Below are 24606 nucleotides of genomic sequence, written 5' to 3'. Positions count from 1 at the left end.
TTTAGTATGTTATAATAATCGTAGTCGTTGGTATAAACACAGATAAACAGATATTTTGTCTATATTTCCCGGGAAATGTCGGGAGTAGCTTTACTGGGGTGATAAAAAAATGTCAAAAGATATGGATTTAAATCAACTAGCCGTTATAACAGATTTCGATGGCACAATTACTTCTCAAGATACAAATGATCTGATTATTGATAACTTTGGTACTGAAACAAACCAGGAAGTTGAGCGACTTTTTCAAAATAGCAAGATTGGCACCCGGGAGGCCATGAAAAGACATTTTAAAGAAATTAAAATTTTGGAAAATCAATACAGTGAATTTCTATTACAGAACACAGAAGTTCGAACTGGCTTTAAAAGTTTTACCCAAATATGTATGAAGCATAAAATTCCCCTATATGTGGTCAGTGGCGGTTTTACAAATATTATCGAGAAAATATTACACAGTGTTGATCCATTGATTAACTCCTATGCCAGAATTTATGCCAATCAATTACACTTCAATAAAAATAATATCAGCATTACTTTTTATCATGATTCTGTCAACTGCATTAAAGATTTTGGCCCCTGCGGGAATTGTAAACGCAGTCATGTAAAGAATTTACAAGCACAGCATAAGCAGGTTATATTTATAGGAGATGGACTGACAGATAGATGTGGTGCAGAAACTTCTGATTTAGTTTTTGCTCGTAGCAACCTAGCTGAATTTTGTAGAGAGCATGGGATATCTTTTTATAATTTTAAAGACTTTAATGATGTACAGAGACAAATCTTTAACATATTTCTTAACTGATCTGAAATAGCAGTCTAAGAACTAACCTAGAGATAGAAAAGGCTTGTTAAAGCTGGAAGGGAAGTGGTACTTTACCTTCCAGCTTTTTTTCTTTTAGTTGTATTAGAGTTGTATGTTAATAGTTGAACTCTTTATTTTCACATCCAATATTTCGGGCAGGTACTTAAAAACTCCCAAGCAGTAGAATAAAAACGTCCTGATCAACTACTCATCCCTGAACATGATAATCAACAACGGAGTATAACAGCGCCATTATTTTAGATTGCCTTGTGAAAAAAGCAAAGATTAGCAGGAAAAAGAGCTGAATGTAAAGAAGAATATTAAGGGTCACATAATCAACTCCTATAAGAAATTAAAATTTGTACTTAGAAAAAATAGTTTATAATATTAATAAAAGGAGGAAGATATAGAGTGGTAGCTAGTTCGAAATGGACAGAGATTAAAGCACCTTTTTCTGGTAAAGTTGTTGACTTAAATGAAGTGGAAGATCCTAAATTTGCACAGGGCGAAGCAGGGAAAGGAGCTGCTATAACGCCCTCGGAAGAAACTGATGGGATTTTAGTGTCACCTGTTAAGGGGAAAATAACGAAAACCTTTGATACTAATCATGGTATTGGTTTAGCCACTGAAGATGGCCTAGAAATTTTGATTAATATTGGTAGTGAAACAGTACAACTAGAAGGTTATGGGTTTGAAGGTTTGGTTGAAGAAGGGGAACAGGTAGATGAATCTCAGCCATTAATAAAATTTGATCATCAAATTATAAAACAGGCTGGTAAATCACTGGTAACTCCTGTCGTAATAACTGATTCTAACCGGATTGAAGAGGTTGAATATAATTCCGGTAATGAAACAGAAGCGGGTGATGTATTGTTTAAAGCTAAAATCACAGGATAATACAGAAATATAATCTGTATTATTTGACTATAACTACCTCAACTGTGAGGTGTAAACATGAAATTAACTGTAGTGGATAACTATTTCCAATTAAGCCAAAAAGCAGCTGAAATCATAACAGATCAAATTATTTCAAAACCCAATACAATTTTGGGTTTGCCAACCGGAAGAACCCCTTTAGGTATGTATGAGTCACTGATCTCCAGGTATCAACAAGGGCAACTTACTTTCAAAGATGTGACAACCTTTAATATTGATGAGTTTTTAGGTATATCTGAAGACAATCCTATTAGCTATCATTCTTACATGAACTATTATTTCTTTGACCACATTGATATTGATAAAGAGAATACTTTTCTTCCACCTAGTAATCCAGAAGATCCAATAATAGCAGCAGCAAATTACGAACAAAAAGTCAAAGAAAATCCTGTAGATCTTATGATACTTGGTTTAGGTACTAATGGACATATCGGTTTTAATGAACCTGGAAACTCCCTCAGAGAAGACACTCATGTGACTGAATTATCGGATCAAACAATAATAAACAATAAAAAATTACTAAAAAAAACTTTAGGTAATGAATCCAAAGATGATTATGCCATTCCAGATAAGGCTATAACTATGGGAATAGGAACAATTTTAAGTGCCCAAAAACTCCTGATAATAGCTAATGGTAGTGAAAAAGCACCGGTGATCAAGCAATTGTTCTCTCCTGAAATAACTACTAGATTACCAGCTAGTTTAGTCAAACTACATTCTAATGTAACTATAATTGTCGATGGAGAGGCATATAATTAACTTGCTTTTTCTGGAATAACTGCTATAATTATTATTACAAGACCATATGGGAACATGGGATTACAAAATCTCAGCCCTGGCCCAATGATGGCCAGGGTTTTATTTTTAAGTGGCTTGGAAAGGGGATAGTAAAATGAAAGATACAACCAAGAATATAATTTTTGAAAATGTCAAGTTGTTTGATGGGGAAAAGATAATTGAGAATGCTACCATTGTAATTAAAGATGGATTAATAGCTGATGTTTTGGATAAAGACGAAGCGATACAAGATGATCAAGCTGAATTTACAGGTCAAGTTTATAACTTAAAAGGCAGGACATTACTGCCAGGGTTTATTGACGCCCATACCCATCTAGACCTACATGGGATGGCTGATACCTATGATGAAAATTTAGTAGAGGATAAATTGAGAGCTATTAGAGCTGCAAAAGAAATGGAAACAACCCTGCAGGCTGGGTTTACAACAATTAGGAACTTGGGTTCTGTAAATGGAATTGATATAAGTGTCAAAGCAGCTGTTGAACAGGGGATTATTAACGGACCGCGCATTCTTACCAGCGGCAAAATCCTATGTATTACTGCTCCCGGATCAGAGTATTTTAATGGCTTATATGAAGAAGTTAATGGTTACGATGCCTTCAAGGAAGCAGCCCGTGAACAATTAAAACTGGGTGCAGATGTTTTGAAAATTATGGCAACTGGAGCCATAATGAATCCAGGTGGGGTGGCTGGCGCTGTTCAACCAGATGTTGATGAAATAAAAGCTGTTGTTGAAGAGGGAGATAAACTTAATAAAAAAGTGGCATCCCATGCCCATGGAGCAGAAGGAATCAAGAATTCCATTAAAGCCGGTGTCCATACCATAGAACACGGTACATTCGCTGACGAAGAAGCCTTAGAAATGATGTTACAACATAATATTTATTATGTTCCCACTTTAGCTCCTGATTATTTTATGACTGAATACGGCAAAGAAGGTGGAGTTGCACCCTTCATGGTAGAAAAGCTTAAGCATAAAAAAGAAGCTAGAATTAAAACTTTGAGGAAAGCTGTTGAAATGGGGATTAAAGTTGCTAGTGGCTCAGATGCTGGTACCCCCTATAACTTTCAGGGGAATAACGCACGGGAAATGGCTTTGATGGTGGAATATGGTATTATGTCAAGTCAAGAAGCACTAAAAACAGGAACTAAAATAGCGGCTAAAGCCTGCGGTTTAGAGGGTGAAGTAGGACAAATCAAACAGGGTATGGAAGCAGATTTAATTGTAATAGATGGTAATCCCGTTGAAGAAATTAACTTGATTACAGATACAAAAAATATTCAACTAATAATGAAATCAGGTAAAATCGTCAAAGATGTCCTGTCAAGGTCGTAACATCAAAAATTAACTACATTTTCTTGCGGTAAACTAGGTATTGTTTGGTGAATCGGTAAAACAAGAAAGGGCTATGGTAATAGAAAATTTACCACTAGCCCTATTTTTAATTGGCGCTGTTATATTTAGTTATTGATACTGTAAAATTTAATTGAACGGATTAAGCGAGGGTTTGACAGTACATCCTTTTAATTAGATTCTTTTTGTTGCCAAGCGTTCACAAAAGATGCGATTCCCTGAAGGAAGAACCCGCCTGCTATCCAATAATATACAAATTCCGGGAAAATTAGAATAAGTCCTCCCATGGCAATGTATACGATTCCGGAAAACACCAAACTAGCTTTGGTGCTTTGCTCTGTTTTTTCACTCATATTATCAACCACCTCAATCACTTTATGATTTTTAAAGGCTCGATTCCAAAAACTGGAGTCGGGTCTACTGGCAATTAAATTATTTTTAACATCTTTCCAAAAATACGGGAAAAATACTATATTTAGTAAAATACCAGCTAAAAATAAGCTTAAAAGATAAGTTAGGCTAGAATAGTAGTCTCCCCATGTAAGTAAAAGGCCGATTTCATCCATGAATAAACCCAAACCAGCCCCATAACATAACGCAGCATGTTCACGAGAGAAATGCTTTGACCCGACTATGGCAATCCAACCCGCAATGGCGAGTAATAAGATACCGAAATAAAAGTGATGAATATGATAACCGAATAAAATGATATTCCTACCAATATAAAAATCAACCTCGGGTGTTAACCCCTGTTTAGCTGCATCGGCAAACTCGCTTTCAGCAGAACCGGCTATTTGTACCATTAATCTGATGATTATAAAGGCGGCAAAGTATGATATAGTTATTAAAAAAGGAATTTTCCTTGATGAGATGGTCTTTTTAACTATAAATCTCACCTCCTTTTCGACAGACGAGTTCTACAAGACCACCCAAATTCCTCCTAGCAACAAAAGATAATTATTACTATTAATCAAAAACTGAAGTCAGTCATGCAGAAAGAGGTTGTTCAAAGTATGTATTAACAATATAATGAAATTGGGAGAATTCTAAAGATTTTAAATTTAGAAGCTGTTGCCAAACCTGAATACTTTTAAGTTTAATTGAAGTTTTACAGTTATCAATATTCATCTTTTACATCTTAAAACTAAGTAGTACGTAGAATTATTTTAGGGAGGGCTTTATATGGCTCTGATTTTGCGGAATGCACAATTGATTACGGAACAGGGGGTTCTTTCTCCGGGTTATCTAATAGCCGGAAACGATGGCTATATTTGGGATTTAGGTCGAGATGTTGATGATAATGTTCTGGCTCCTAGTGATACTTCTATTGATCAGGGAGAGTTGGGGCTCATTGAGAGCAAAGAAATTGACTTACAGGGAAAATACTTGGCGCCAGGCTTCATTGATCTACATACTCACGGCGGACTAGGATTCGATATAATGGATGCGGATACAAAAGGACTAGAAAAAATAAGCGCATTCTATTTAAAACAGGGTGTGACTGGTTTTTTAGCTACTACTTTCTCATCATCCTGGTCGGAAATCAAACAAGCTGTAGGGACTGTCAGAAAATATTTAGATAACAAAGCTAGCAATCAAATTGACACTAATTTACTGGGAATGCATTTAGAAGGCCCTTTTATTAATCCAGAAAAAAAGGGAGTTCAAACGGAGAAAAATATCATTCCCCCTTCATTAAAAAGTGTTAACGAGTTATGGGAACTTGCTGGGGCGCATTTGTACATGATATCTCTGGCTCCTGAAATGAAAAATGCATCTCAACTGATTAAATGGGGGAGAAGACACAACATAATTATGTCAGCTGCCCACACAGATGCTACTTATGAAGAGATGAACAATGCTTTTAGTGCAGGATTATCCCACGGGGCTCATTTATTTAATGGCATGAGTGCAATTCACCATAGAGCTCCTGGTGCTGCTATAGCCTTGCTCCTACATCCTGAAGCGACCATTGAATTAATTGTCGATGGGAAACATCTTCATCCAGCTATCCTTGATTTAGTAATTAAGCAGAAACCCTTAGATAAAATTGTCCTTGTTACTGACTCCATCCGAGGGACTGGTTTAGAAGAGGGAAAATTTCAACTAGATAAACAGATAGTTACTGTAAAAAATAACACTGCAAAAACTCAAGAAGGGCAATTAGCTGGCAGCACCCTCACTATACCAGAGGCCCTGAAAAATATTATGAAATTCACCTCTCTATCTTTGACTGAAGCTGTAAAGATGATATCTTTAACACCGGCCAAAATTCTTGGGTTGTCACAGGAAAGAGGCAGCTTATTACCCGGCAAAAGAGCGGATGCAGCAGTATTAACAGAAAAACTGGAAGTAAAAAACACAATTTTAAAAGGAAAATTGATAAATAATGAAATTAACAGCTAATTTTTCTCTAAAAAACTATCGCCGGGTGGTTTGGGGGGTGTTAGCCCTTGCCTATTTACTGGGCTTTTTCCATCGCTATTCTCTTGGCGTTGTAGCAGATACCCTCAGAGAGGAATTGGCATTATCAGGCACAGCGCTCAGTAATCTTGCTTCTATTTATTTTTACAGCTATGCTCTTATGCAGATTCCTTCTGGTATATTGGCTGATACAGTCGGCCCCCGGAAGGTGGCTACAATCGGATTTTTATTGGCCTCGAGCGGGTCTGTTCTAATGGGAATTTCGCAAGAAATTGCTTTGCTCTATTTAGGTCGTTTTCTCGTAGGAATTGGTGTGGCTGGTTTGTTAATTTGCATCTTTAAAATTCAATCCGTGTGGTACCGGCCTGAAGAATTTGCAACTATGACAGGATGGTCTGCTTTAATGGGGAACTCCGGTGCACTTTTCGCCACAACCCCCTTTGCTGTAATGGTACTAAATCTAGGATGGCAAAACTCTTTTATATTAATCGGTCTATTTTCTTTTATAATCTTAGGATTAATATGGACCTTTGTCAGAGATGATCCCCAGGATCTTGACTATCCTCCGATAAACCGACACCATTCAACTCAGAGTTTTAAAACTATTAATCTATCTAAAGGCTTCAAAAGTGTACTTTCAAACTCTAATACATGGTTTTGCTTTGTAATTTTAATGGGTTTACATGGAGCAATGATGAGTTTTTCTGGTGTCTGGGGAGTAACTTACTTGCAATCCAGTTATGAAATTGCTAAAGACCAAGCTGCTTCTTTGATTTTTGTGTTTACATTAGGAGTTATTGTAGGTTCTCCAGTAATGGGTAAGTTATCCGATCGTCTTGGAAATAGAAAATTATTAATACAAATTAGTGCTGCTGTTTTTTTAATATTTTGGCTTTATAAGTTAGTGCTATGGCAGGGCACCCCTCCCACAATTCACCTTCCGTTTCTATACTTTATGGGAGGCTTTTTTGCTATTTTTGCCATGCTATGTCAGGCTGTAGGGAAAGAAAGTAATGATCCTTCATATACAGGAATTGCTGTTAGTGTGATAAATACCGCTCCATTCATTGGCACTACAGTGATGAACTTTTTTATTGGAATAGTACTTGATATTACGGGTCATACAGGAGTCTACGGTTATCGATTGGGTTTTTTAATTTACGCTGTATTTTCTTTAATAGCTTTAATTTGTGCTTACTTCCTCAAAGAAAAATCCGTGCATTCTAGCTAAATTGAAATATATAATGAAATATATAATAAATTACTTATTTAGTGCGATTCACAATACTCCTATATTTAGTTTGTATCGGATGTGGAAAATAAAAAGGATTCCCTCTAAAACCAAAAACTCGAGGGAATCCTCTTTATTATATAAAATTTTAAATTGCTTTTTGGGAGTTTGTTATTACTTATCTAATTCATTGTTAATGTATTTGTCTTTCTCTTTAGCTAGCACTCCACCTAAGGCTATTAAAGCGATTAAGTTTGGTGCTGCCATCAAGCCATTCATGGTATCTGCAAAATCCCAAACAACTTCCAAGGCTCCTACTGCACCGGTGAAAATTAAAATTAAGAATATAATCCTATAAGGAATACGAATTTTTGGTCCAAAGATGTATTCCCAACTTTTCTCTCCATAGAAAGACCAGGTAAGCATAGTAGTATAAGCAAAAACCATAATAGCAATAGTAATGAAAACTCCACCAGGGCCAGGTAACCCTCTGTTAAAAGCTTCAGATGTTAATACAGCACCAGTTTCACCTGATTCTAGTGCTCCTGTTACTAAAATGGCCAGGGCAGTCATAGTACCGACTAGAATAGTGTCAATAAAGACTTCCCAAATACCCCACATACCTTGCTTGGCGGGAGTATTTCTGGCCTGGGCGTGTACGATAGAGGCAGCACCTAGACCGGCTTCGTTTGAGAAGATTCCCCGGGCAACACCGTAGCGAATGGCGACCATAATACCTGCTCCTGCAGCTCCTCCGCCGGCAGCACCGGGGTTAAGGGCATGCACAAAGATATCTCTAAATGCCCCTGGAACTTCGGGTAGATGCATTAAGATAATTACAAGGGCGCCTAAGATATACACTACCGTCATGATGGGTACCAGGATCTCTGCTACCTGGGCAATACGCTTAATTCCTCCCAAGATAACTAGAGCTACTAGCACAGCAGCAACCAAACCAGTGATATACATAGGAACTCCAAAATCGTCTGCTACTGCTTCAGCCACTGTGTTGGATTGTACCATATTTCCAATTCCAAAGGCTGCGATACCGGCGAATAAAGCATATAAAATGGCAAGCCACATCCAGTTCTTTCCTAGACCGTTTTGAATATAGTACATGACTCCACCGGAAATTTCTCCGTCTTCATCAGTTCTGTACTTAACTCCCAAAGCAGCTTCCCCAAACTTAGTAGCCATACCTACAAGGGCTGTAATCCACATCCAAAATAACGCTCCAGGTCCACCCAGGTGAAGGGCAGTAGCAACACCGGCGATATTTCCAATTCCTATCGTTGCCGCCATGGCGGAAGTAATCGCCTGAAAGCCTGTGATAGCCCCTGCTTCACCTGATTCAGTCTTTTTAATCCTTTCAATAATCGTTTCCTTCCAGGACGTCCCAAAATGAGTAAACTGAAAGAATCTCAACCTAATTGTTAAGTACAGTCCGGTACCAACTAATAAGATGAGAAAAGGAGGACCCCAGACTATTTCATTCAATGCATCATTAATCGTTAAAAGAAATTCCATATAATTCCCTCCCTTAAAATGTTGAAGTGACACAGCCATTGACTACAATACTCATTCTTATAATTCCAGCTTCAGTTCTTTGTGATTTGTGCCAAATAAGGCCATTTTATCCTTCTCAGTATTCTTCCAACTTTCACCTCCTTTTATGATAATAATAATTATGAAATAAAATTATGATAATGGTAAATTAATAATAAAATTTGAAAATTGCCACTGTCAAGAAAATTCTGTCGAATTCGCAAGTATTGACATATACAATAAAGTCAGATAAACTTTATCTCAAATAGAAGACCTTTAAAATAGTCCAGTGAGACTGTTAAGGGATAATGAGGGCATCTATGGTGGCTACATGTGTACATAATTTTGGGAGAGTACTCCAGTATTATGTATACTTTGGATAAGTTTGCTAATATTCCTGTCTCACTGAGATAGGAATTTTTTATAAACAAATATTTTAATGGGGCTGAGTTCCAGGGAGGTGTTAAAGTGGTTCAAGAAAAAGCGGAGATCATGGATCAAGAAAAATTTAATCGTACTTTGACTCGCATTTCCCACGAAATTATTGAGAAAAATAAAGGTATAGATGATCTTGTTCTGATCGGCATTAGAACTCGAGGAGTACCACTGGCAGAACGACTGGCTCATAAAATTGAGGAAATAGAAGGGGAAAGTATAGCTACTGGCTTACTTGATATTACACTCTACCGGGATGATTTAAGCACTTTATCTGAAAAACCTATTTTAAATAAAACTGAGGTTCCCTTTTCCATTAAAAATAAGAAAGTTGTATTAGTCGACGATGTCCTTTACACTGGTAGGACGGCCAGAGCAGCTCTGGATGCTGTAATTGATTTGGGTAGACCTAAGTATATCCAACTGGCAGTAATTGTAGACAGGGGACACCGAGAACTGCCAATTAGAGCTGACTATGTTGGGAAGAATGTTCCTACATCTAAAAAAGAATTAATTTCAGTTAGATTATCTGAAATTGACGGAGAAGACAGAGTCATGATCGAAGAGACGGTAAAGGAATAAAGGATTTTTAATTTACAAGATTAAGTTCCCTTGAAATTAGTCCCGTGAGGCTAATAAGGGAGGTGATGCTAGGCGTATTGTGTCAAATTATGTCCAATTAGCTTAGTGTAACTTCCTATTAGCTTCACAAAATGAAGCATAGGAAGTTTTTTTATGGTCAATTTTACATCTGAAGAGTATTGCTTGTTGATATTTATTGACAATTAACTTATGATAGGGGGTTAAAAATTGGGTCTACAGCGAAAAAGTCTACTGGGATTAAAAGATATGGAAAAGTCAGAAATAGAATCTATTCTTGATTCAACGGAAAGTATGAAAGAGATAGTACAGAGAAAGAATAAAAAACTTCCAACATTAAAAGGCTTTTCCATGGTGAATTTATTTTATGAACCTAGCACCAGGACCAGATCATCCTTTGAAATGGCGGGTAAGTACTTAGGTGCTGATACGACAAATATGAGTGCTTCTGCTAGTAGTGTTGCTAAAGGAGAAAACCTAATTGATACAGGGAAGACGTTGGAAGCCATGGGAATAAACTTAATTGTGATGCGACATCCACTGGCGGGTGCTCCCCGTTTACTGGCAAATAATTTATCTTGTTCAATAATTAATGCCGGCGATGGTTATCATGAACATCCCACTCAGGCGCTTTTGGATATGTTTACAATTAAAGAATATAAAGGCTCTCTCAAAGGATTAAAGGTAACTATAATTGGTGATATTTATCACAGTCGAGTTGCCAGGTCTAATATCTGGGGACTTACTAAAATGGGTGCAGATGTTAGACTTGCAGGCCCTCCAACTTTGCTTGATCAACGAGTGTTTACAGAGATGGGGGCTAGTTGTTATTACAGGGTAGAAGATGCTTTGGCTGATGCCGATGTTGTGATGGCACTTCGAATCCAAAGAGAAAGACAGGGAAAAACACTGTTACCAAGTTTGAGAGAATATGCCCGATTATACGGGATTAATCAAGAAAGATTTAAACTTGCTAAAAAGGATGCCTTGCTACTTCATCCGGGACCTGTTAATCGTGGTATTGAATTGACTTCTGAACTAATGAACAGCGAAAAATCAGTTATTGAAGAACAGGTGACTAACGGAGTTGCTATCCGAATGGCATTGCTTTATCACTTATCTGGAGGTGAAGATAATGGGGATATTGCTTAAGGGAGGTATTATTTATACAGGAGAACCCGTTAGTGATGGAACACAAATGGATATTTTAATAGAAGATGGTATGATTAAGGATCAACAAAGGAATATTAATCCCGAGGAGCTGGGAAAATCCGAATCCGAGCAGCTTGAAATAATTGATGTTTCAGGACTAACTATTGTACCTGGATTAGTTGATATGCATGTACATTTAAGAGAACCTGGTTTTGAATATAAGGAAACTATCGCCACTGGGACAAAAAGTGCCGCCAGAGGTGGTTTTACCAGCATAGCTTGCATGCCAAATACTAAACCAACTGCTGATAATAGTGGTACTATTGAGTTTATTAAACAGAGGGCGAAAGAACAAGGACTAGTTCACACATATCCCATCGCAGCCCTAACTGTTGATCGGGTAGGTAAAGAAATTGTGGAAATGGATGATCTATACTCTGCTGGTGCAGTAGCCTTTTCTGATGATGGAAGCTGGGTACATGACTCCGGTGTCATGAGAACAGCTTTGGAATACTCTCAACTATTCAATGTTCCTGTCATAAGTCACTGTGAAGACGAAGGGCTTTCGGATTCTGGTCAAGTAAATGAAGGTTATCTGGCTTCCGTAATGGGTCTAAGCGGAATTCCCAATGAATCCGAAAGTATCGCTGTAGCCCGGGATGTGATGCTTTCTGAGTTAACAGGTGCTCATCTTCACATAGCTCATATCAGTACCGCCCAGTCCGTTGATATAATTAGAAAGGCGAAAGATAGAGGAGTACCTGTAACCGCAGAAGTTACTCCTCATCATCTAATATTAACTGATTCAACAATCCAAAATTACAATACAATGGCCAAGGTAAACCCTCCTCTCAGAACAGAAGAAGATGTTAAGGCCCTACGCCAGGGTATAAAAGAAGGAGTGATCGACTGTATAGCCACTGACCATGCCCCCCACAGTACAGACGAAAAAAATGTGGAATTTGACAATGCCCCCTTTGGATTAGTTGGTTTGGAAACAGCCTTTTCCGTGTCCAAAAAAGCTCTAGTGGACAGTGGTGTGTTGTCACTTTCAGAACTAATTGAAAAAATGTCCACAAATCCTGCTAAGCTGTTAAAACTTCCTAGTGGAAAGTTAGTACATGAAGCCCCAGCTGATTTGACCATTTTGTCATTAGATGAAAAATATACCGTAAATCCAGGCGACTTCGCTTCCCTGGGCAAAAACAGCCCCTTTGCTGGATGGGAGTTGGAAGGTAAAATCGTCGCTACAATGGTTTCAGGGGAATTTAGTTATCGACAATTTGGGAGCGATGACCATGTGGTATGATGAATTAGGAAAAATAAGCTATCACACTAAGATTGCCCCACAAATTTTTTTAATGAAGATAAAGCTTCCAAAAATTAGCACTAGTATTCATCCGGGGCAGTTTGTCAACATCCAAGTCAATGGAGCTTATGATCAGAAGGAAGACAGCTTTGCGACAATTATAAGTGATCCCCTGCTCAGAAGGCCCATAAGCGTTTACGATGTGTGTCCCCAAGAGGGGGAACTATCTATCATGTATCAGGTTGTCGGCCGTGGAACGCAAATTTTGTCATCTCAGGCCGAAGGAACAAGACTAAAAGTTATGGGTCCTTTAGGAAACGGCTTTTCGTTAGATGAAGGGCAGAAAGTTGCATTAGTTTCAGGAGGGATTGGCATTGCACCCTTATACCTGCTGAGTAAAAAACTTGCTTCTAATAATTGTCAGCCCCACCTTCTAGCAGGTTTTTCAGGGGAAGAGCAAGTCAGGTTACTGCAAGATTTTCATGAATTGAATAATATGAACATCAAACTGGCAACTGATGACGGGTCTGCGGGCTACCATGGGCAGGTAACTGATCTATTGAAAAATTTTTTGTCAAGCTATCAGGAACAAATAGATATGGTGGTTACTTGTGGGCCAGAAATAATGATGAAAAAAGTTGTAGATTTAGCTACTCGAGCTAATCTACCTGTAAAATTATCTGTAGAACGAAAAATGGCCTGTGGAGTTGGTGCCTGTCTTGGTTGCACCTGTGAATCTGTGGATAATCAATCCTACAAGCATGCATGCATCGATGGTCCTGTCTTCTGGGGAAATGAGGTGAAACTAAATGGCTGATCTTAAGGTGAATTTTGCAGGAATACCAATGAAAAATCCTGTAGCATCGGCATCGGGAACTTTTGGATTTGGTTTTGAATATCAATCGGTCATAAGTCCACACGAGCTTGGTGCTTTAGTAGTTAAGGGATTAACTTTGTCTCCCAAAAGGGGTAATCAAGGAACCAGGCTGCACGAAACAGCTTCGGGCTTGTTGAATTCCATTGGTCTGGAAAATCCCGGCATTGACAACTTTATTAATGAAATATTACCTGATTTACGTCAATGTGATGCTACTACCTTAATTAACATTTCAGGTGGTAACGACGAAGAATATGTAGAAATTACACAAAAGCTCAATAATTGCCAAGGGATAGCGGGCTTGGAAGTTAATATTTCGTGTCCTAATATCCGAGAAGGGGGATTGGTATACGGGGTAGATCCCGAACTGACATATCGCTTGGTTTCTAAAGTTCGGCAATCCACTTCCTTTCCAGTTATTGTGAAATTATCCCCCAATGTCACAGATATAACTGAAATAGCCAAAGCTTGTGAACGAGCGGGTGCCGACGGCCTTTCTCTCATAAATACTGTTGCAGGTATGGCTATTGACATTGACCAAAAAGAGCCTGTTTTTGATAATATTTCGGCCGGCCTATCTGGCCCAGCCATTAAACCTATTGCCTTAAAAGCAGTTTACCAGGTGAGCCAAGCAGTTGACTTACCGGTGATGGGCATGGGTGGAATTTATAATTACCAGGATGCCATTGAATTTATCCTGGCTGGCGCGACTTCAGTAGCTTTGGGAACGGTTAATTTTGCTGAACCTACAGCCGCCAAATCAATAATTCAGGGGATTGACAACTACTTGGAGCGAGAAGGGTATCTTTCAGTAAATGATATCAGAGGTTTGGCATGGAAATAGAAATCAGTACTGAATCTGGAGGGATCTGGTATATGAAGGATAAAGGAGATAATAATCGAAATGATCAGCCAGCAAGGGAAAAGTCAACTGACCTAGAGGATAAATTGATTGTAGCCCTGGATATGCCTGACCGAACACAAGCCCTTTCCCTGGTTGATGAGTTGGGAGAACAAATTAAGTGGTATAAAATCGGTTTAGAGTTATTTTGTTCCCAGGGACCAGAAATCATATCTGAATTGGTGGATAGAGATAAAAAAGTATTTTTGGATTTAAAACTTCACGATATTCCCAATACTGTTTCCAGAACAGCTAAAGAATTAGTACGAAGAGGCGCATCTATGATAAATGTTCATACAGCGGGCGGTAAGGACATGATGGCTAGAACTGTGGAAGAGGTACACACAGAGGCAAGTGGTAGAGGAATCACACCACCTAAAATAGTTGGTGTGACGGTATTGACTAGTTTGGGACAGAATGAATTTAATAATCAATTGGGGTTTAATGGTCACATAGAAGATAAAGTTGTCGAATGGGCTCAAATGGCCCGAAATAGTGGGTTAGATGGAGTGGTAGCTTCAGCTAAAGAAGCAGCCCAGATCAAAGAAAAGTTGGGAGCAGAGTTTTTAATAGTTACACCGGGAATTCGGTTGGCTTCTGATGATAAAAGTGACCAAAAACGGGTGTTGACTCCAGATAAGGCTTTAAATAAAGGTGCTACCCATATAGTGGTAGGACGATCAATTACTGGCAAAGAAGGGCCAGGGCAAAAGAAAACAGCGGTTCAAGAGATATATAACTGTATGAGGAGTGAGCAAAATGACTAAAGATAATCGTATTATGGAAATTTTTGAACAAACAGGTGCAATAACTCATGGACATTTCTTATTAACATCAGGCAGACACAGTGATTGTTATGTTCAATGTGCCCAGGTTCTTCAATATCCGTATTATACTGAACAGTTAGTTCAGGAACTGGGTAAAAAGTTGCCAGGGGACTATGATATGATCGTAGGACCAGCCATGGGAGGTGTGATTCTCTCCTATGAAATGGCAAGATACTACAATGTGAAAGCAGTATTTTCCGAACGGCAGAAAGGGAAAATGACTTTTCGTAGGGGCTTTGAAATATCTCCCGGACAAAAAGTTTTAGTTGTCGAGGATGTGGTTACAACTGGAGGTTCTGTTCAAGAAGTTATTGATCTTGTTAATGAAAAAGGTGCAATAGTCAGCAATGTGGCTGCCCTTGTGGATAGAAGTGGTGGGAATATAAGTTTTTCAGGGGTTGAAAATGGATTTGTTTCCCTAATAGAAATGAATATCAAATCCTATGAAGAACAGGATTGTCCCCTGTGTGAACAGGGGAGCACACCTGTTAAGCCTGGGAGTCGTAATATTGATAGTTAAAAGAACCGGTTTGTTTTAAGGAAAACTGATTTAAGATGGAGTCACCCTTTTTATCTTTTGGTGCCATGTATCCCATCATTTCGAAAATAATTTTTTGAGCCGAGTAAAGAGTGATTTCAGAATTATCCCAAGGTGGAGATACCTCTACCAAGTCCATGCCAATCAAATTTAGTTTAGATAATTCTTCTAGCATTATTAACAGTTCCCGGCTGCTTAGCCCTCCTGCCACAGGAGTGCCCGTTCCTGGAGCAAAAGCTGGATCTAAGACATCGATATCCAAAGTTAAATAAGTTTTGCGATTTCCAACTAAATCAGCGATTTGTTGAGCCATTTTAAGAGGGCCCTCCATAAAGATCTGCTTTGCTGTGACTATATTAGTCTGTTTTCCATGGAGGAAATTATGTTCTTGGGCTTCTGAACATCTGATTCCGACAAAATAAGTGTGTTCCGGCTTGAAAACATCTAACTCCCAGCCCCTCCTATGGGTACTGCCATGGGAAAGGGGATTTTCGTCCAATGTGTCACATATATCGAGATGAGTGTCAAAGTGAATAATGGCGATATCTTCTTCGTCACCTTTATAGACCTGATCTATAGCTCTTAACAAAGGTATGGTTATTGAGTGATCTCCGCCCAAGAAAATTGGGAACATGTGATCATTTTGGAGATACTTGGCCTTGAAAATTTCTTCAACTTGGTCTTGTACTTTTTCAAAATAATCTCTTTGAGTTTCGAAGACATCTTGAAAAGGGATATTTCCCATATCACAAACACTGGCAGTTAATTGTGCCCCATCTTCTGTAACAGGAGGATTCCGATCTGAACTTGAGCGGATGTACTCAGGCCCGGAGCACGTACCTTCCCTAAAACTACAACCTTTATCAAAGGGAATACCTAAAATTGTAAAATCGGCTTCACCTGGAGAAAAGTCTTTGCGATATAAACCTCGCCACAAACTTCTTCGACTCATTTACTGATCACCTCTACTTGTATAGTTGTAGTATTATCCTTGTCCAAATCTAGGACAAGGATTTGTGTGCTAGTTTGATTATAGCTTAACAAGTTATAAATTTCGCGACCTACTTGATTATTCCTGCTTTAGAGATTTTAACTGTTAATTTTTATTAAAGTTAATTTTGTTAAAGATATCAAAATTTCTAAGATCTATACTTAGTATCACCTTACATCTTTGTTACATAGTGAAATAATTTTTTAATACTAACAGGAAATAAGAATTTTTTATAGAAAAATAAAGGGAACACTGTCTGAAAGCAAATAATGTACTATCATCCCTTGGTTAAACCTTGTTTCAAAAGGAAACAAAATCAAAAATTGCAGAAAATTGGAATTCCAAAAGATAGCGTCCAAAAAAGGGAATAGCTAGAGTGGAATTGAAATAAAGAAAGTAGTTCGACTGGGTAACGACTGTGTGACCTGGAGGTGGTCCATCAATAAAAATATGTACTATTATAAAGTAAATTATCCGCAATACAAAACCCAAATAAAATATTTTCGAGGGGGAATGAATTTGTTTAGAAAAAGGTTGTTGACAATATTAACTTGTATACTAATCTTTTCCCTAACCATTGTCACTGCTTGCTCATCTGATGAAGAAGCGGGCGACACTGGTCCTGCTGAATCCACTGATGAACTGGTTTGGGGAATTACTGAAGAAGCCGATACCCTTGACCCTAGAGCTACAGTTTCTACATATTCTGTAGAAGTTTTTGAAATGGTTTTTAATTCACTGGTTTACCCAGATGGTGATTTGGAAATCCAAAAAGATCTGGCAACTGATATTGAAGTCAAGGATGACGATGTCACTTATGTTTTTGAATTAAGAGACGATGTCACATGGCATGACGGAGAACCTTTAACTGCTCATGATGTGGAGTTTACCTATGAAACCATTTTAGATCCAGAATTTGGATCACCTCATAAAGAGCGAATTGATTACATTAAGAGGGTAGAAGCAATAGATGATTATACCGTTGAATTTGAAACTGAAGACCCCCATGCTGCTTTTTTACACGATCTAGATAGATTCATTGTTCCAAAACATGCAGCTCCTAGAAACCCTTTTGAGGATGTGGATGAAGTAGAAGAAGAAAAAGAGGGAGAAGACGTTTTTGCCTATGAACCTATCGGTTCAGGTCCTTTTAAAGTAGTTGAATGGAGACCTAATGATACACTGACCTTAGAACGGTATGAGGATTATCATGAAGGCCCGGCTGAACTGAAGAAGATTATTAGACGCGAAATACCAGAAGTGGAAGCGATATATGCGGACTTAATGGCTGGTGATATTGATAAAGGGATAGTGCCTGACCAAGAAATTGATGATATTGATGAAAATCCCGATTATACTTTGATACAGGAACGAACCTTAAATTACTTTCCGATTTTTATCAATCACGGCTACGACGGTCATGATAAATTAAGCCAATTAGAAGTGCGTCGTGCATTAAATAAGGCTGCTGATTACGATCAAATAGTTGAACACATTTTCCCTACTTCATACAGGGCTCATACTCCCATCATAGAAGGGACTTGGGCCCATGACCCTGATGCAGTTCGAGTTTATGAACATGACCCAGAGAAAGCTAGAGAACTACTAGAAGAAGCAGGTTACGAAGAGGGTATTGAATTAGAATTGATCATGAGTGATTCTAACACCAATATGGAGTTTGGTGAAATGTTAAGTGCACAATTTGAAGAAGCCGGCATTGACTTAGATGTCAATACCATGGACTTTGGTGCCATGTTGGACCGTACTCTTGATGGTGATTATCAGCTTAGTTCAGTTGGGATGACTAATATGACAGATCCTGATGAATTTATGCAGCGATATGTAGATGGAGGTGGGGCTTCCAATTATGAAAATCCCGAAATGGATGAGTTGATTATAGAAGCTAGAAGGACCGTGGATGATCAAGAAAAAAGAGCAGAACTGTACTCAGAAATTCAAGAGATTTTTAGTGAAGAGGCGGTTGATATTCCCATCAGAAATAGTACAATACTTGTAGTTTGGAATTCTGATTTTAATATGGACTACAACTATATTGAGCGATATCGTAATATGAAGGATGCTTACTGGGATTAAGAATAATTATGAGACCTGATATCTAAGACAAATGAGTTATACAAAATAAAACTTGTAGGTATTACCAGTTCCCAATTAGGGGCGGGGCTTAACTCCCCCGCCCCTAAATACATGGTAGTTCCAAATACAAGTATATTCCTAAATAATATTCGTTGTAATATTGGAAGGAGGTAGGTTCGTGCACATTTATATAATAAAAAGATTGCTTCAAGCAATTCCGGTACTTTTTATCGTAACTATAATAACATTTTCACTGGTACACATCATGCCTGGCGATCCAGCGCTAATTATGGCGGGAGAAGATGCTGATCCCGAAACGGTGGAAAGAATGCGCGAAGCTATGGGTCTTCACAGGCCAATTCATGAACAGTACTTGGACTGGCTGAGTGGAGTATTACAGGGTGACCTTGGTACCTCCTTACGTGATCATCGACCAGTTTTACCGTCGATTCTGCAAAGGCTTCCTGCGACTCTTCACCTTGTATTGGCATCCTTTGTAGTATCTTTTTCAATTGGAATTCCCATTGGAATTTTGTCGGCAGTCAAGCAAAATACAGTTATTGATTCCATTGCTCGGGTGTTTGCTCTTTTGGGAATTTCCTTACCTAACTTTTGGCTGGGATTGATGCTTATGTTTATATTTTCACATAGATTACAATTGCTACCAGCCAGTGGTAGTGGGACGATTTGGCATTTAATTATGCCTGCCATTGCCTTGGGAACAGCCTCTGCAGGTTTGATTACCCGATTGACGCGTTCCAGTATGTTAGAAGTTATTAGACAGGATTATGTTAGAACTGCCAGATCTAAAGGGTTGGGAGAAAAAGCAATTATATATAAACATGCTTTGAAAAACGCTATGCTACCAGTTGTGACTATAGTTGGTTTACAGTTAGCTGCTAGACTCGGTGGTTCGGTGATTGTTGAAACGGTTTTCGCCTATCCCGGAATGGGGAGATTTGCTTTTGAACGCATGATGGCAAGAGACATGCCTATGATCATGGGGATTCTGTTTGTATTTGCAGTAATATTCATAGTGATTAACTTGATAACTGATATCTGCTACGGATTTTTAGATCCAAGGATAAGATATGACTAAATGTGATAAGGGGGGACAGGTTTTATGTCAAATCCACAAGAAGAGACTTTAAAAAAAATTGACAAATTGAAAACGGAAAATACCAAAACTAAAAATAAAAGTTTTAAATCAGATGCCATTAGAAGATTTAAACAAAGTCCCACTGGTATAATAGGATTGATAATTATAGCCTTATTTCTGTTTATAGCTGTGTTCGGGCCCTATATCACACCCCATGATCCCTTTGACCAGGATATATCTAAATCCCATGATCCGCCCAGTTTAGAACATCCAATGGGCAATGACTTTTTGGGAAGGGATGTTTTTAGTAGAGTAATATATGGTTCTAGAATTTCTGTATTTGTAGGAGTGACTGTGATACTAATAAGAATGTTAATTGGTATACCAATTGGCTTGATTTCTGGGTACTATGGCGGTATTGTTGAATCAATCCTTATGAGAATTGTTGATGCAGTAATTGCCTTTCCTGGCATTATCCTTGCTTTAGCTATAATGGCTGCGAGAGGGCAGGGTTTGGAAAATGTTATTTTAGCTCTATCAGTTACTGGTTGGACAACCTTTGCCAGATTGGTTCGAAGTGAAGTATTATCTTTGCGTGAACGAGAGTACATCCAAGCTGCCAGAGGTGTCGGGTTTCACGATATAAAGGTAATGGTCCGTCATATATTGCCTAACTGTATGGCCAGTATTATAGTATACTCCACTATGACTATAGCTGTAGTCATAATAGCCGAAGCAAGTTTGAGTTTTTTAGGATTAGGTGCTGGTGCTGAACAGGTCACCTGGGGAATTCAAATGTCAATGGAACGTGAATACTTGCGGTACGCCTGGTGGGGAGTCACCTTTCCTGGATTAGCAATTGCGACTATAGTTTTAGGGTTTAATTTACTAGGTGATGCTCTTAGAGATGTGCTAGATCCCAGGCTAAAAGAATAATGTCCACAGGTGCAACTTTAGGCAGAAGAATTCGAGTTCAATAATTTAAGAAACATTTATGAGGGGTGATTCCGTGAACTCCACTTTGCTGGAATTAAAAAATTTAAAAACTCATTTTAATACCCCAGATGGTACAGTCTCTGCTGTCGACGATGTCAACTTTCAGATAAGCACGGGAGAAACTGTGGGGATAGTGGGAGAATCGGGTTGTGGAAAAAGTGTAACTTCTTTATCTATAATGAGGCTTTTACCCGATACTGCCCAGATATCCGGTGAAATTTCATTTAGGGGAGAGGATTTACTGCAAAAAAGTGAATCACAAATGCGACAAATTCGTGGCAATGAAATGTCTATGATCTTTCAAGAACCCATGACATCATTAAACCCAGTTTACACTATTGGTAATCAAATTTCAGAAACACTGAGATTGCATCAAGGCCTTGATAAAAAACAAGCTTTTAATAAAGCAATAGAGTATTTAAATATGGTTGGCATTCCATCACCTAAGCAAAGGGCTAGGGAATATCCTCATCAGTTAAGTGGTGGTATGCAACAGAGAGCAATGATTGCCATGGCTTTATCCTGTAACCCCCAATTGTTAATTGCTGATGAACCGACCACTGCATTAGATGTTACAATCCAGGCTCAAATTTTAGAGCTGATGAAGGATTTAAAGCAAAGATTATCGACTGCTATTATCATGATAACTCATGACCTGGCAGTTGTAGCTGAAATGTGTGAACGAGTTATCGTAATGTACAGTGGGAAAGTAGTTGAAATTGCCAATATTAGAGAATTGTTTAAAACCCCTTTTCACCCTTATACAGAAGGTCTGATCAAATCTATACCTAAATTACATTCTAAAACAGATTTTTTATACGAAATAGAGGGAACTGTCCCTAATCCATTAGAATTACCCCAGGGTTGTAAATTCCATAACCGCTGTGATTATGCTTCCGAAAAATGCCAAACACAAGAACCAGAACTGATAGAACAGGAAAATAACCATTTTGTCAGATGTTTTTACCCAAGAAATGTCGGAGGGGGTGACCTGTAGTGGAAACTAATAGTCCCAACAATTTAATGACAGTAAAGAATCTAAAAAAACACTTTCCCATAAAAGGCGGTATTTTGTCCAGAACTATAGGCCATGTTAAAGCCGTAGATGATATCAGCTTTAATATTAAAAAAGGTGAAACTTTGGGTCTAGTTGGAGAATCGGGATGTGGAAAATCAACTACTGGAAAGATGTTGATGAGATTGTTAGAACCCACTGCAGGTGAAGCGTATTTTGAAGACCAGGATGTCTTTAAATTTAAGAGAAAAAACTTGAAAAATTATCGTAGAAAAGTTCAAATGATATTCCAAGATCCCTTTTCCTCCTTGCAGCCCAGGGCTACTGTGGAAGACATGCTGGGTGAAATTTTAAAGTATCATGGTATGGCCAAGGATAGTACTGAAGTTCGTAGTCGAGTCATAGAATTAATGGAAATGGTTGGTTTGTCCAGCTATCATATCGGAAGATATCCTCATGAATTTAGTGGTGGACAAAGGCAGAGGATTGGCATTGCCAGGGCTTTATCTCTGGAACCGGAAATGATCATCTGTGATGAACCTGTTAGTGCTCTTGATGTTTCGATTCAAAGTCAAATTATTAATTTGTTAAAAAGGCTTCAGCAGGAATTAGAGTTGACATATTTATTCATTGCCCATGACCTATCAGTGGTCCAGCATATTTCTGATCGAGTAGGTGTTATGTATCTCGGTAAAATAATGGAATTAACCAGTGTGGATGAGCTGTTTGACAATCCTTTACACCCCTATACTAGATCACTGTTGGAAGCAATACCCACACCAGATCCCGATGCAACCACGGTAAGAGCTGTAGTTAAAGGTGATGTTCCCAGTGCCAGTAATCCTCCTTCAGGTTGTGTGTTTCATACTCGTTGTCCTGAAAGCCATGAAAGGTGTTCCCAACAAAAACCTTCTTTTAATAAAGTGAAGGCCGATCATTATGTATATTGTCATTTATATGAATAAAGGGGAGTCTTATTATGTTTGATATTATCATCTGTAATGGCAAGATAATTGATGGCACGGGTAGCCCCTGGTTTTACGGTGATATAGCTGTTAAGGATAATGAAATCGCTGCTATTGGTGATCTACATCAGAAAGAAGCTAGTGAAATTATTGACGCTCAGGGCAAGGTGATAGCTCCTGGTTTTATAGACATTCATTCTCATTCCGATGACAAATTTCTTAAAGATATTCGGGCGGAAGGTAAACTTCGTCAGGGTGTTACCACAGAAGTGATGGGGCAATGTGGTAATTCTATTGCACCATTACAGGGACCAAATCGGGACATTGTGGTGGATGAATTAAAAAAAGAAGGAATTAAAGCTTGCTGGGAGTCTTTTTCCGAGTATTTTAATCTACTTCAAAAACGAGGCTTGCCAGTTAATGTAGTGGGTGTTGTAGGACATGGCACTCTCAGAAAACAGGTCATGGGTTATGAAGCTCGCCAGGCTACAGAACAAGAACTCTCTCGAATGAAAGAAATATTAGCATCTGCCCTAAATGATGGAGCATTTGGAATGAGTTCTGGGCTAATTTATCCCCCTGGGAGCTATGCAGATGATCACGAGTTAATTGAATTACTTACTATAGTATCAAATTATAATGGGATTTACATGACTCATATGGAAAATGAAGGAGATAGATTAATCGACTCCCTTAATAACACTATTAAAGTAGCTGAATCGGCCGGTGTTAAAGTCCAGATATCTCATCACAAAGCCGTAGGAAGATCAAATTGGGGAAAAGTATCTAAAACTCTTGCCTTAGTAGACAAAGCGAGACAAACAGGAGTAGATATTACTATGGATCAGTATCCTTATACTGCTACTAGTACAGGATTAGTATCATTACTTCCCCAAGAAATTTTAGAAGGGGGTCGTAGGGCATGTTTGGAACGATTGACCAGAAAAGAAAAGCGAGAAAAATTAAAAAAATATTTGCGAGAATCATTTGAACAAGATCGCAAATGGTCTGATATATTAATTGCCCGGGTCAAAACAAACCATAACAAAGATTTGGAAGGGAGAACCATTTCGGATATTGCCAGTGATTGGAAACGCGATCCTGAAGAAGTTGTGATGAATATCTTGGTAGAAGAGGAACTACACTGCCAGATGATTGCATTTTCCATGAGTGAAGATGATGTTAAAAAAGTTATGAAAAGTCCTTATGTTATGATAGGAAGTGATGGTTCATCTCTTTCAACTAAAGGACCTTTAAGTGAAGGTAGACCACATCCGAGAAATTTTGGGACCTTTCCCCGCGTAATTGGTAAATACGCCAGGGACGAGAAGGTATTATCCTTAGAAGAAGCTATTTGGAAGATGACTGGTTTTCCAGCAACTCGTTTAGGACTTTATAATCGAGGATTATTAAGACCAGGTTTTTACGCTGATATTGTGGTATTTGATCAAGATAAAATCAAGGACATGGCAAACTTTGATAATCCTTGTCAGTATCCAGTTGGAATTGATGAAATATTTATCAATGGCCAACGAGTCCTACAAAAAGGGCGATATAATGGTTCGCTTCCAGGCCAAGTTTTAAAAGCTAAGTCAGCATTAAAGTAGAATGGTAATAACAAAAGAAGCGGCTCAATAAGCCGCTTCTTTTGTTGTCTTTAATTATTGTTAAATTTCAGCTACTACCGAGCAACAATCATCTTTAATCAATTAACCCCTGA

General features: G+C 38.4%; 22 protein-coding genes. 19 read left to right on the top strand and 3 right to left on the bottom strand.

The window, feature by feature from the left end:
* Positions 1-109 precede the first annotated feature (109 nt).
* The 4 genes from NTHER_RS14000 (at position 110) to NTHER_RS13985 (ending at position 3869) form a co-directional block, all read left to right on the top strand.
* Positions 110-799, top strand: a complete 690-nt coding sequence (locus NTHER_RS14000; RefSeq protein WP_012449158.1) for an MtnX-like HAD-IB family phosphatase — start codon at positions 110-112, stop codon at positions 797-799.
* Between the two features lie 411 nt (positions 800-1210).
* Positions 1211-1696, top strand: coding sequence for a PTS sugar transporter subunit IIA (locus NTHER_RS13995; RefSeq protein ID WP_012449157.1), 486 nt, complete (start codon positions 1211-1213; stop codon positions 1694-1696).
* Positions 1697-1753: 57 nt separating this feature from the next.
* Positions 1754-2494 carry a glucosamine-6-phosphate deaminase gene (gene nagB / locus NTHER_RS13990; RefSeq protein ID WP_012449156.1) on the top strand — a complete coding sequence of 247 codons (741 nt, stop codon included), beginning with the start codon at positions 1754-1756 and terminating at the stop codon, positions 2492-2494.
* Between the two features lie 133 nt (positions 2495-2627).
* On the top strand, positions 2628-3869 hold the full coding sequence (locus tag NTHER_RS13985; protein ID WP_012449155.1) for a metal-dependent hydrolase family protein: 1242 nt from the start codon (positions 2628-2630) through the stop codon (positions 3867-3869).
* 188 nt (positions 3870-4057) lie between these two features.
* Here NTHER_RS13985 and NTHER_RS13980 read toward each other — a convergent pair whose 3' ends face one another.
* Positions 4058-4783 carry a hypothetical protein gene (locus tag NTHER_RS13980; protein ID WP_202943855.1) on the bottom strand — a complete coding sequence of 242 codons (726 nt, stop codon included), beginning with the start codon at positions 4781-4783 and terminating at the stop codon, positions 4058-4060.
* Positions 4784-5069: 286 nt separating this feature from the next.
* Here NTHER_RS13980 and nagA point away from each other — a divergent pair, with 286 nt between their 5' ends.
* Positions 5070-6293 carry an N-acetylglucosamine-6-phosphate deacetylase gene (gene nagA, locus NTHER_RS13975; RefSeq protein ID WP_012449153.1) on the top strand — a complete coding sequence of 408 codons (1224 nt, stop codon included), beginning with the start codon at positions 5070-5072 and terminating at the stop codon, positions 6291-6293.
* Between the two features lie 37 nt (positions 6294-6330).
* A complete protein-coding gene (locus NTHER_RS13970; RefSeq protein WP_052291987.1) occupies positions 6331-7542 on the top strand; it encodes an MFS transporter in 1212 nt (403 codons plus the stop codon).
* 174 nt (positions 7543-7716) lie between these two features.
* On the opposite strand, the gene NTHER_RS13965 is transcribed toward NTHER_RS13970, so the two are convergent.
* Positions 7717-9069: an alanine/glycine:cation symporter family protein gene (locus tag NTHER_RS13965; protein ID WP_012449151.1), complete on the bottom strand. Its 1353-nt coding sequence runs from the start codon at positions 9067-9069 to the stop codon at positions 7717-7719.
* A gap of 486 nt (positions 9070-9555) precedes the next feature.
* Between NTHER_RS13965 and pyrR the strand changes: the two genes are divergently transcribed.
* The 7 genes from pyrR to pyrE all read left to right on the top strand — a co-directional run bounded on the left by pyrR (position 9556) and on the right by pyrE (position 15708).
* The gene (gene pyrR, locus NTHER_RS13960; protein WP_012449150.1) at positions 9556-10104 is read left to right on the top strand and encodes a bifunctional pyr operon transcriptional regulator/uracil phosphoribosyltransferase PyrR; all 549 of its coding nucleotides are present in this window, start codon (positions 9556-9558) and stop codon (positions 10102-10104) included.
* Positions 10105-10332: 228 nt separating this feature from the next.
* On the top strand, positions 10333-11274 hold the full coding sequence (locus tag NTHER_RS13955; protein WP_012449149.1) for an aspartate carbamoyltransferase catalytic subunit: 942 nt from the start codon (positions 10333-10335) through the stop codon (positions 11272-11274).
* Entirely contained in the window at positions 11258-12583 is a 1326-nt protein-coding gene (locus NTHER_RS13950) for a dihydroorotase (RefSeq protein ID WP_012449148.1), read from the top strand. The genes NTHER_RS13955 and NTHER_RS13950 overlap by 17 nt, the downstream gene beginning before the upstream one ends.
* Positions 12573-13400 (top strand): dihydroorotate dehydrogenase electron transfer subunit, encoded by an 828-nt coding sequence (locus tag NTHER_RS13945; RefSeq protein ID WP_012449147.1) that lies wholly within the window; start codon positions 12573-12575, stop codon positions 13398-13400. The genes NTHER_RS13950 and NTHER_RS13945 overlap by 11 nt, the downstream gene beginning before the upstream one ends.
* Positions 13393-14304 carry a dihydroorotate dehydrogenase gene (locus NTHER_RS13940; protein ID WP_012449146.1) on the top strand — a complete coding sequence of 304 codons (912 nt, stop codon included), beginning with the start codon at positions 13393-13395 and terminating at the stop codon, positions 14302-14304. The genes NTHER_RS13945 and NTHER_RS13940 overlap by 8 nt, the downstream gene beginning before the upstream one ends.
* A gap of 32 nt (positions 14305-14336) precedes the next feature.
* Entirely contained in the window at positions 14337-15128 is a 792-nt protein-coding gene (gene pyrF / locus NTHER_RS13935; protein ID WP_083762851.1) for an orotidine-5'-phosphate decarboxylase, read from the top strand.
* Positions 15121-15708, top strand: a complete 588-nt coding sequence (pyrE, locus tag NTHER_RS13930; RefSeq protein WP_012449144.1) for an orotate phosphoribosyltransferase — start codon at positions 15121-15123, stop codon at positions 15706-15708. Before pyrF ends, pyrE begins: the two co-directional genes overlap by 8 nt.
* Here the strand turns inward: pyrE and speB are convergent.
* Positions 15677-16678, bottom strand: a complete 1002-nt coding sequence (speB, locus tag NTHER_RS13925; RefSeq protein ID WP_012449143.1) for an agmatinase — start codon at positions 16676-16678, stop codon at positions 15677-15679. The genes pyrE and speB overlap by 32 nt on opposite strands.
* 558 nt (positions 16679-17236) lie before the next feature.
* Between speB and NTHER_RS13920 the strand changes: the two genes are divergently transcribed.
* The 6 genes from NTHER_RS13920 (at position 17237) to NTHER_RS13895 (ending at position 24493) form a co-directional block, all read left to right on the top strand.
* Positions 17237-18811: an ABC transporter substrate-binding protein gene (locus NTHER_RS13920; protein ID WP_012449142.1), complete on the top strand. Its 1575-nt coding sequence runs from the start codon at positions 17237-17239 to the stop codon at positions 18809-18811.
* Positions 18812-18989: 178 nt separating this feature from the next.
* The gene (gene nikB, locus NTHER_RS13915; protein WP_012449141.1) at positions 18990-19910 is read left to right on the top strand and encodes a nickel ABC transporter permease; all 921 of its coding nucleotides are present in this window, start codon (positions 18990-18992) and stop codon (positions 19908-19910) included.
* 24 nt (positions 19911-19934) lie between these two features.
* Positions 19935-20846 (top strand): ABC transporter permease, encoded by a 912-nt coding sequence (locus tag NTHER_RS13910; protein ID WP_012449140.1) that lies wholly within the window; start codon positions 19935-19937, stop codon positions 20844-20846.
* A gap of 73 nt (positions 20847-20919) precedes the next feature.
* Positions 20920-21903, top strand: coding sequence for an ABC transporter ATP-binding protein (locus NTHER_RS13905; protein ID WP_012449139.1), 984 nt, complete (start codon positions 20920-20922; stop codon positions 21901-21903).
* Positions 21903-22886, top strand: a complete 984-nt coding sequence (locus tag NTHER_RS13900) for an ABC transporter ATP-binding protein (protein ID WP_012449138.1) — start codon at positions 21903-21905, stop codon at positions 22884-22886. The genes NTHER_RS13905 and NTHER_RS13900 overlap by 1 nt, the downstream gene beginning before the upstream one ends.
* A 14-nt stretch (positions 22887-22900) precedes the next feature.
* Entirely contained in the window at positions 22901-24493 is a 1593-nt protein-coding gene (locus tag NTHER_RS13895; RefSeq protein WP_012449137.1) for an N-acyl-D-amino-acid deacylase family protein, read from the top strand.
* Positions 24494-24606 lie beyond the last annotated feature (113 nt).

The sequence above is a fragment of the Natranaerobius thermophilus JW/NM-WN-LF genome (assembly GCF_000020005.1).
Taxonomy (GTDB): domain Bacteria; phylum Bacillota; class Natranaerobiia; order Natranaerobiales; family Natranaerobiaceae; genus Natranaerobius; species Natranaerobius thermophilus.
This window is presented reverse-complemented; position numbering and strand designations above follow the sequence as displayed.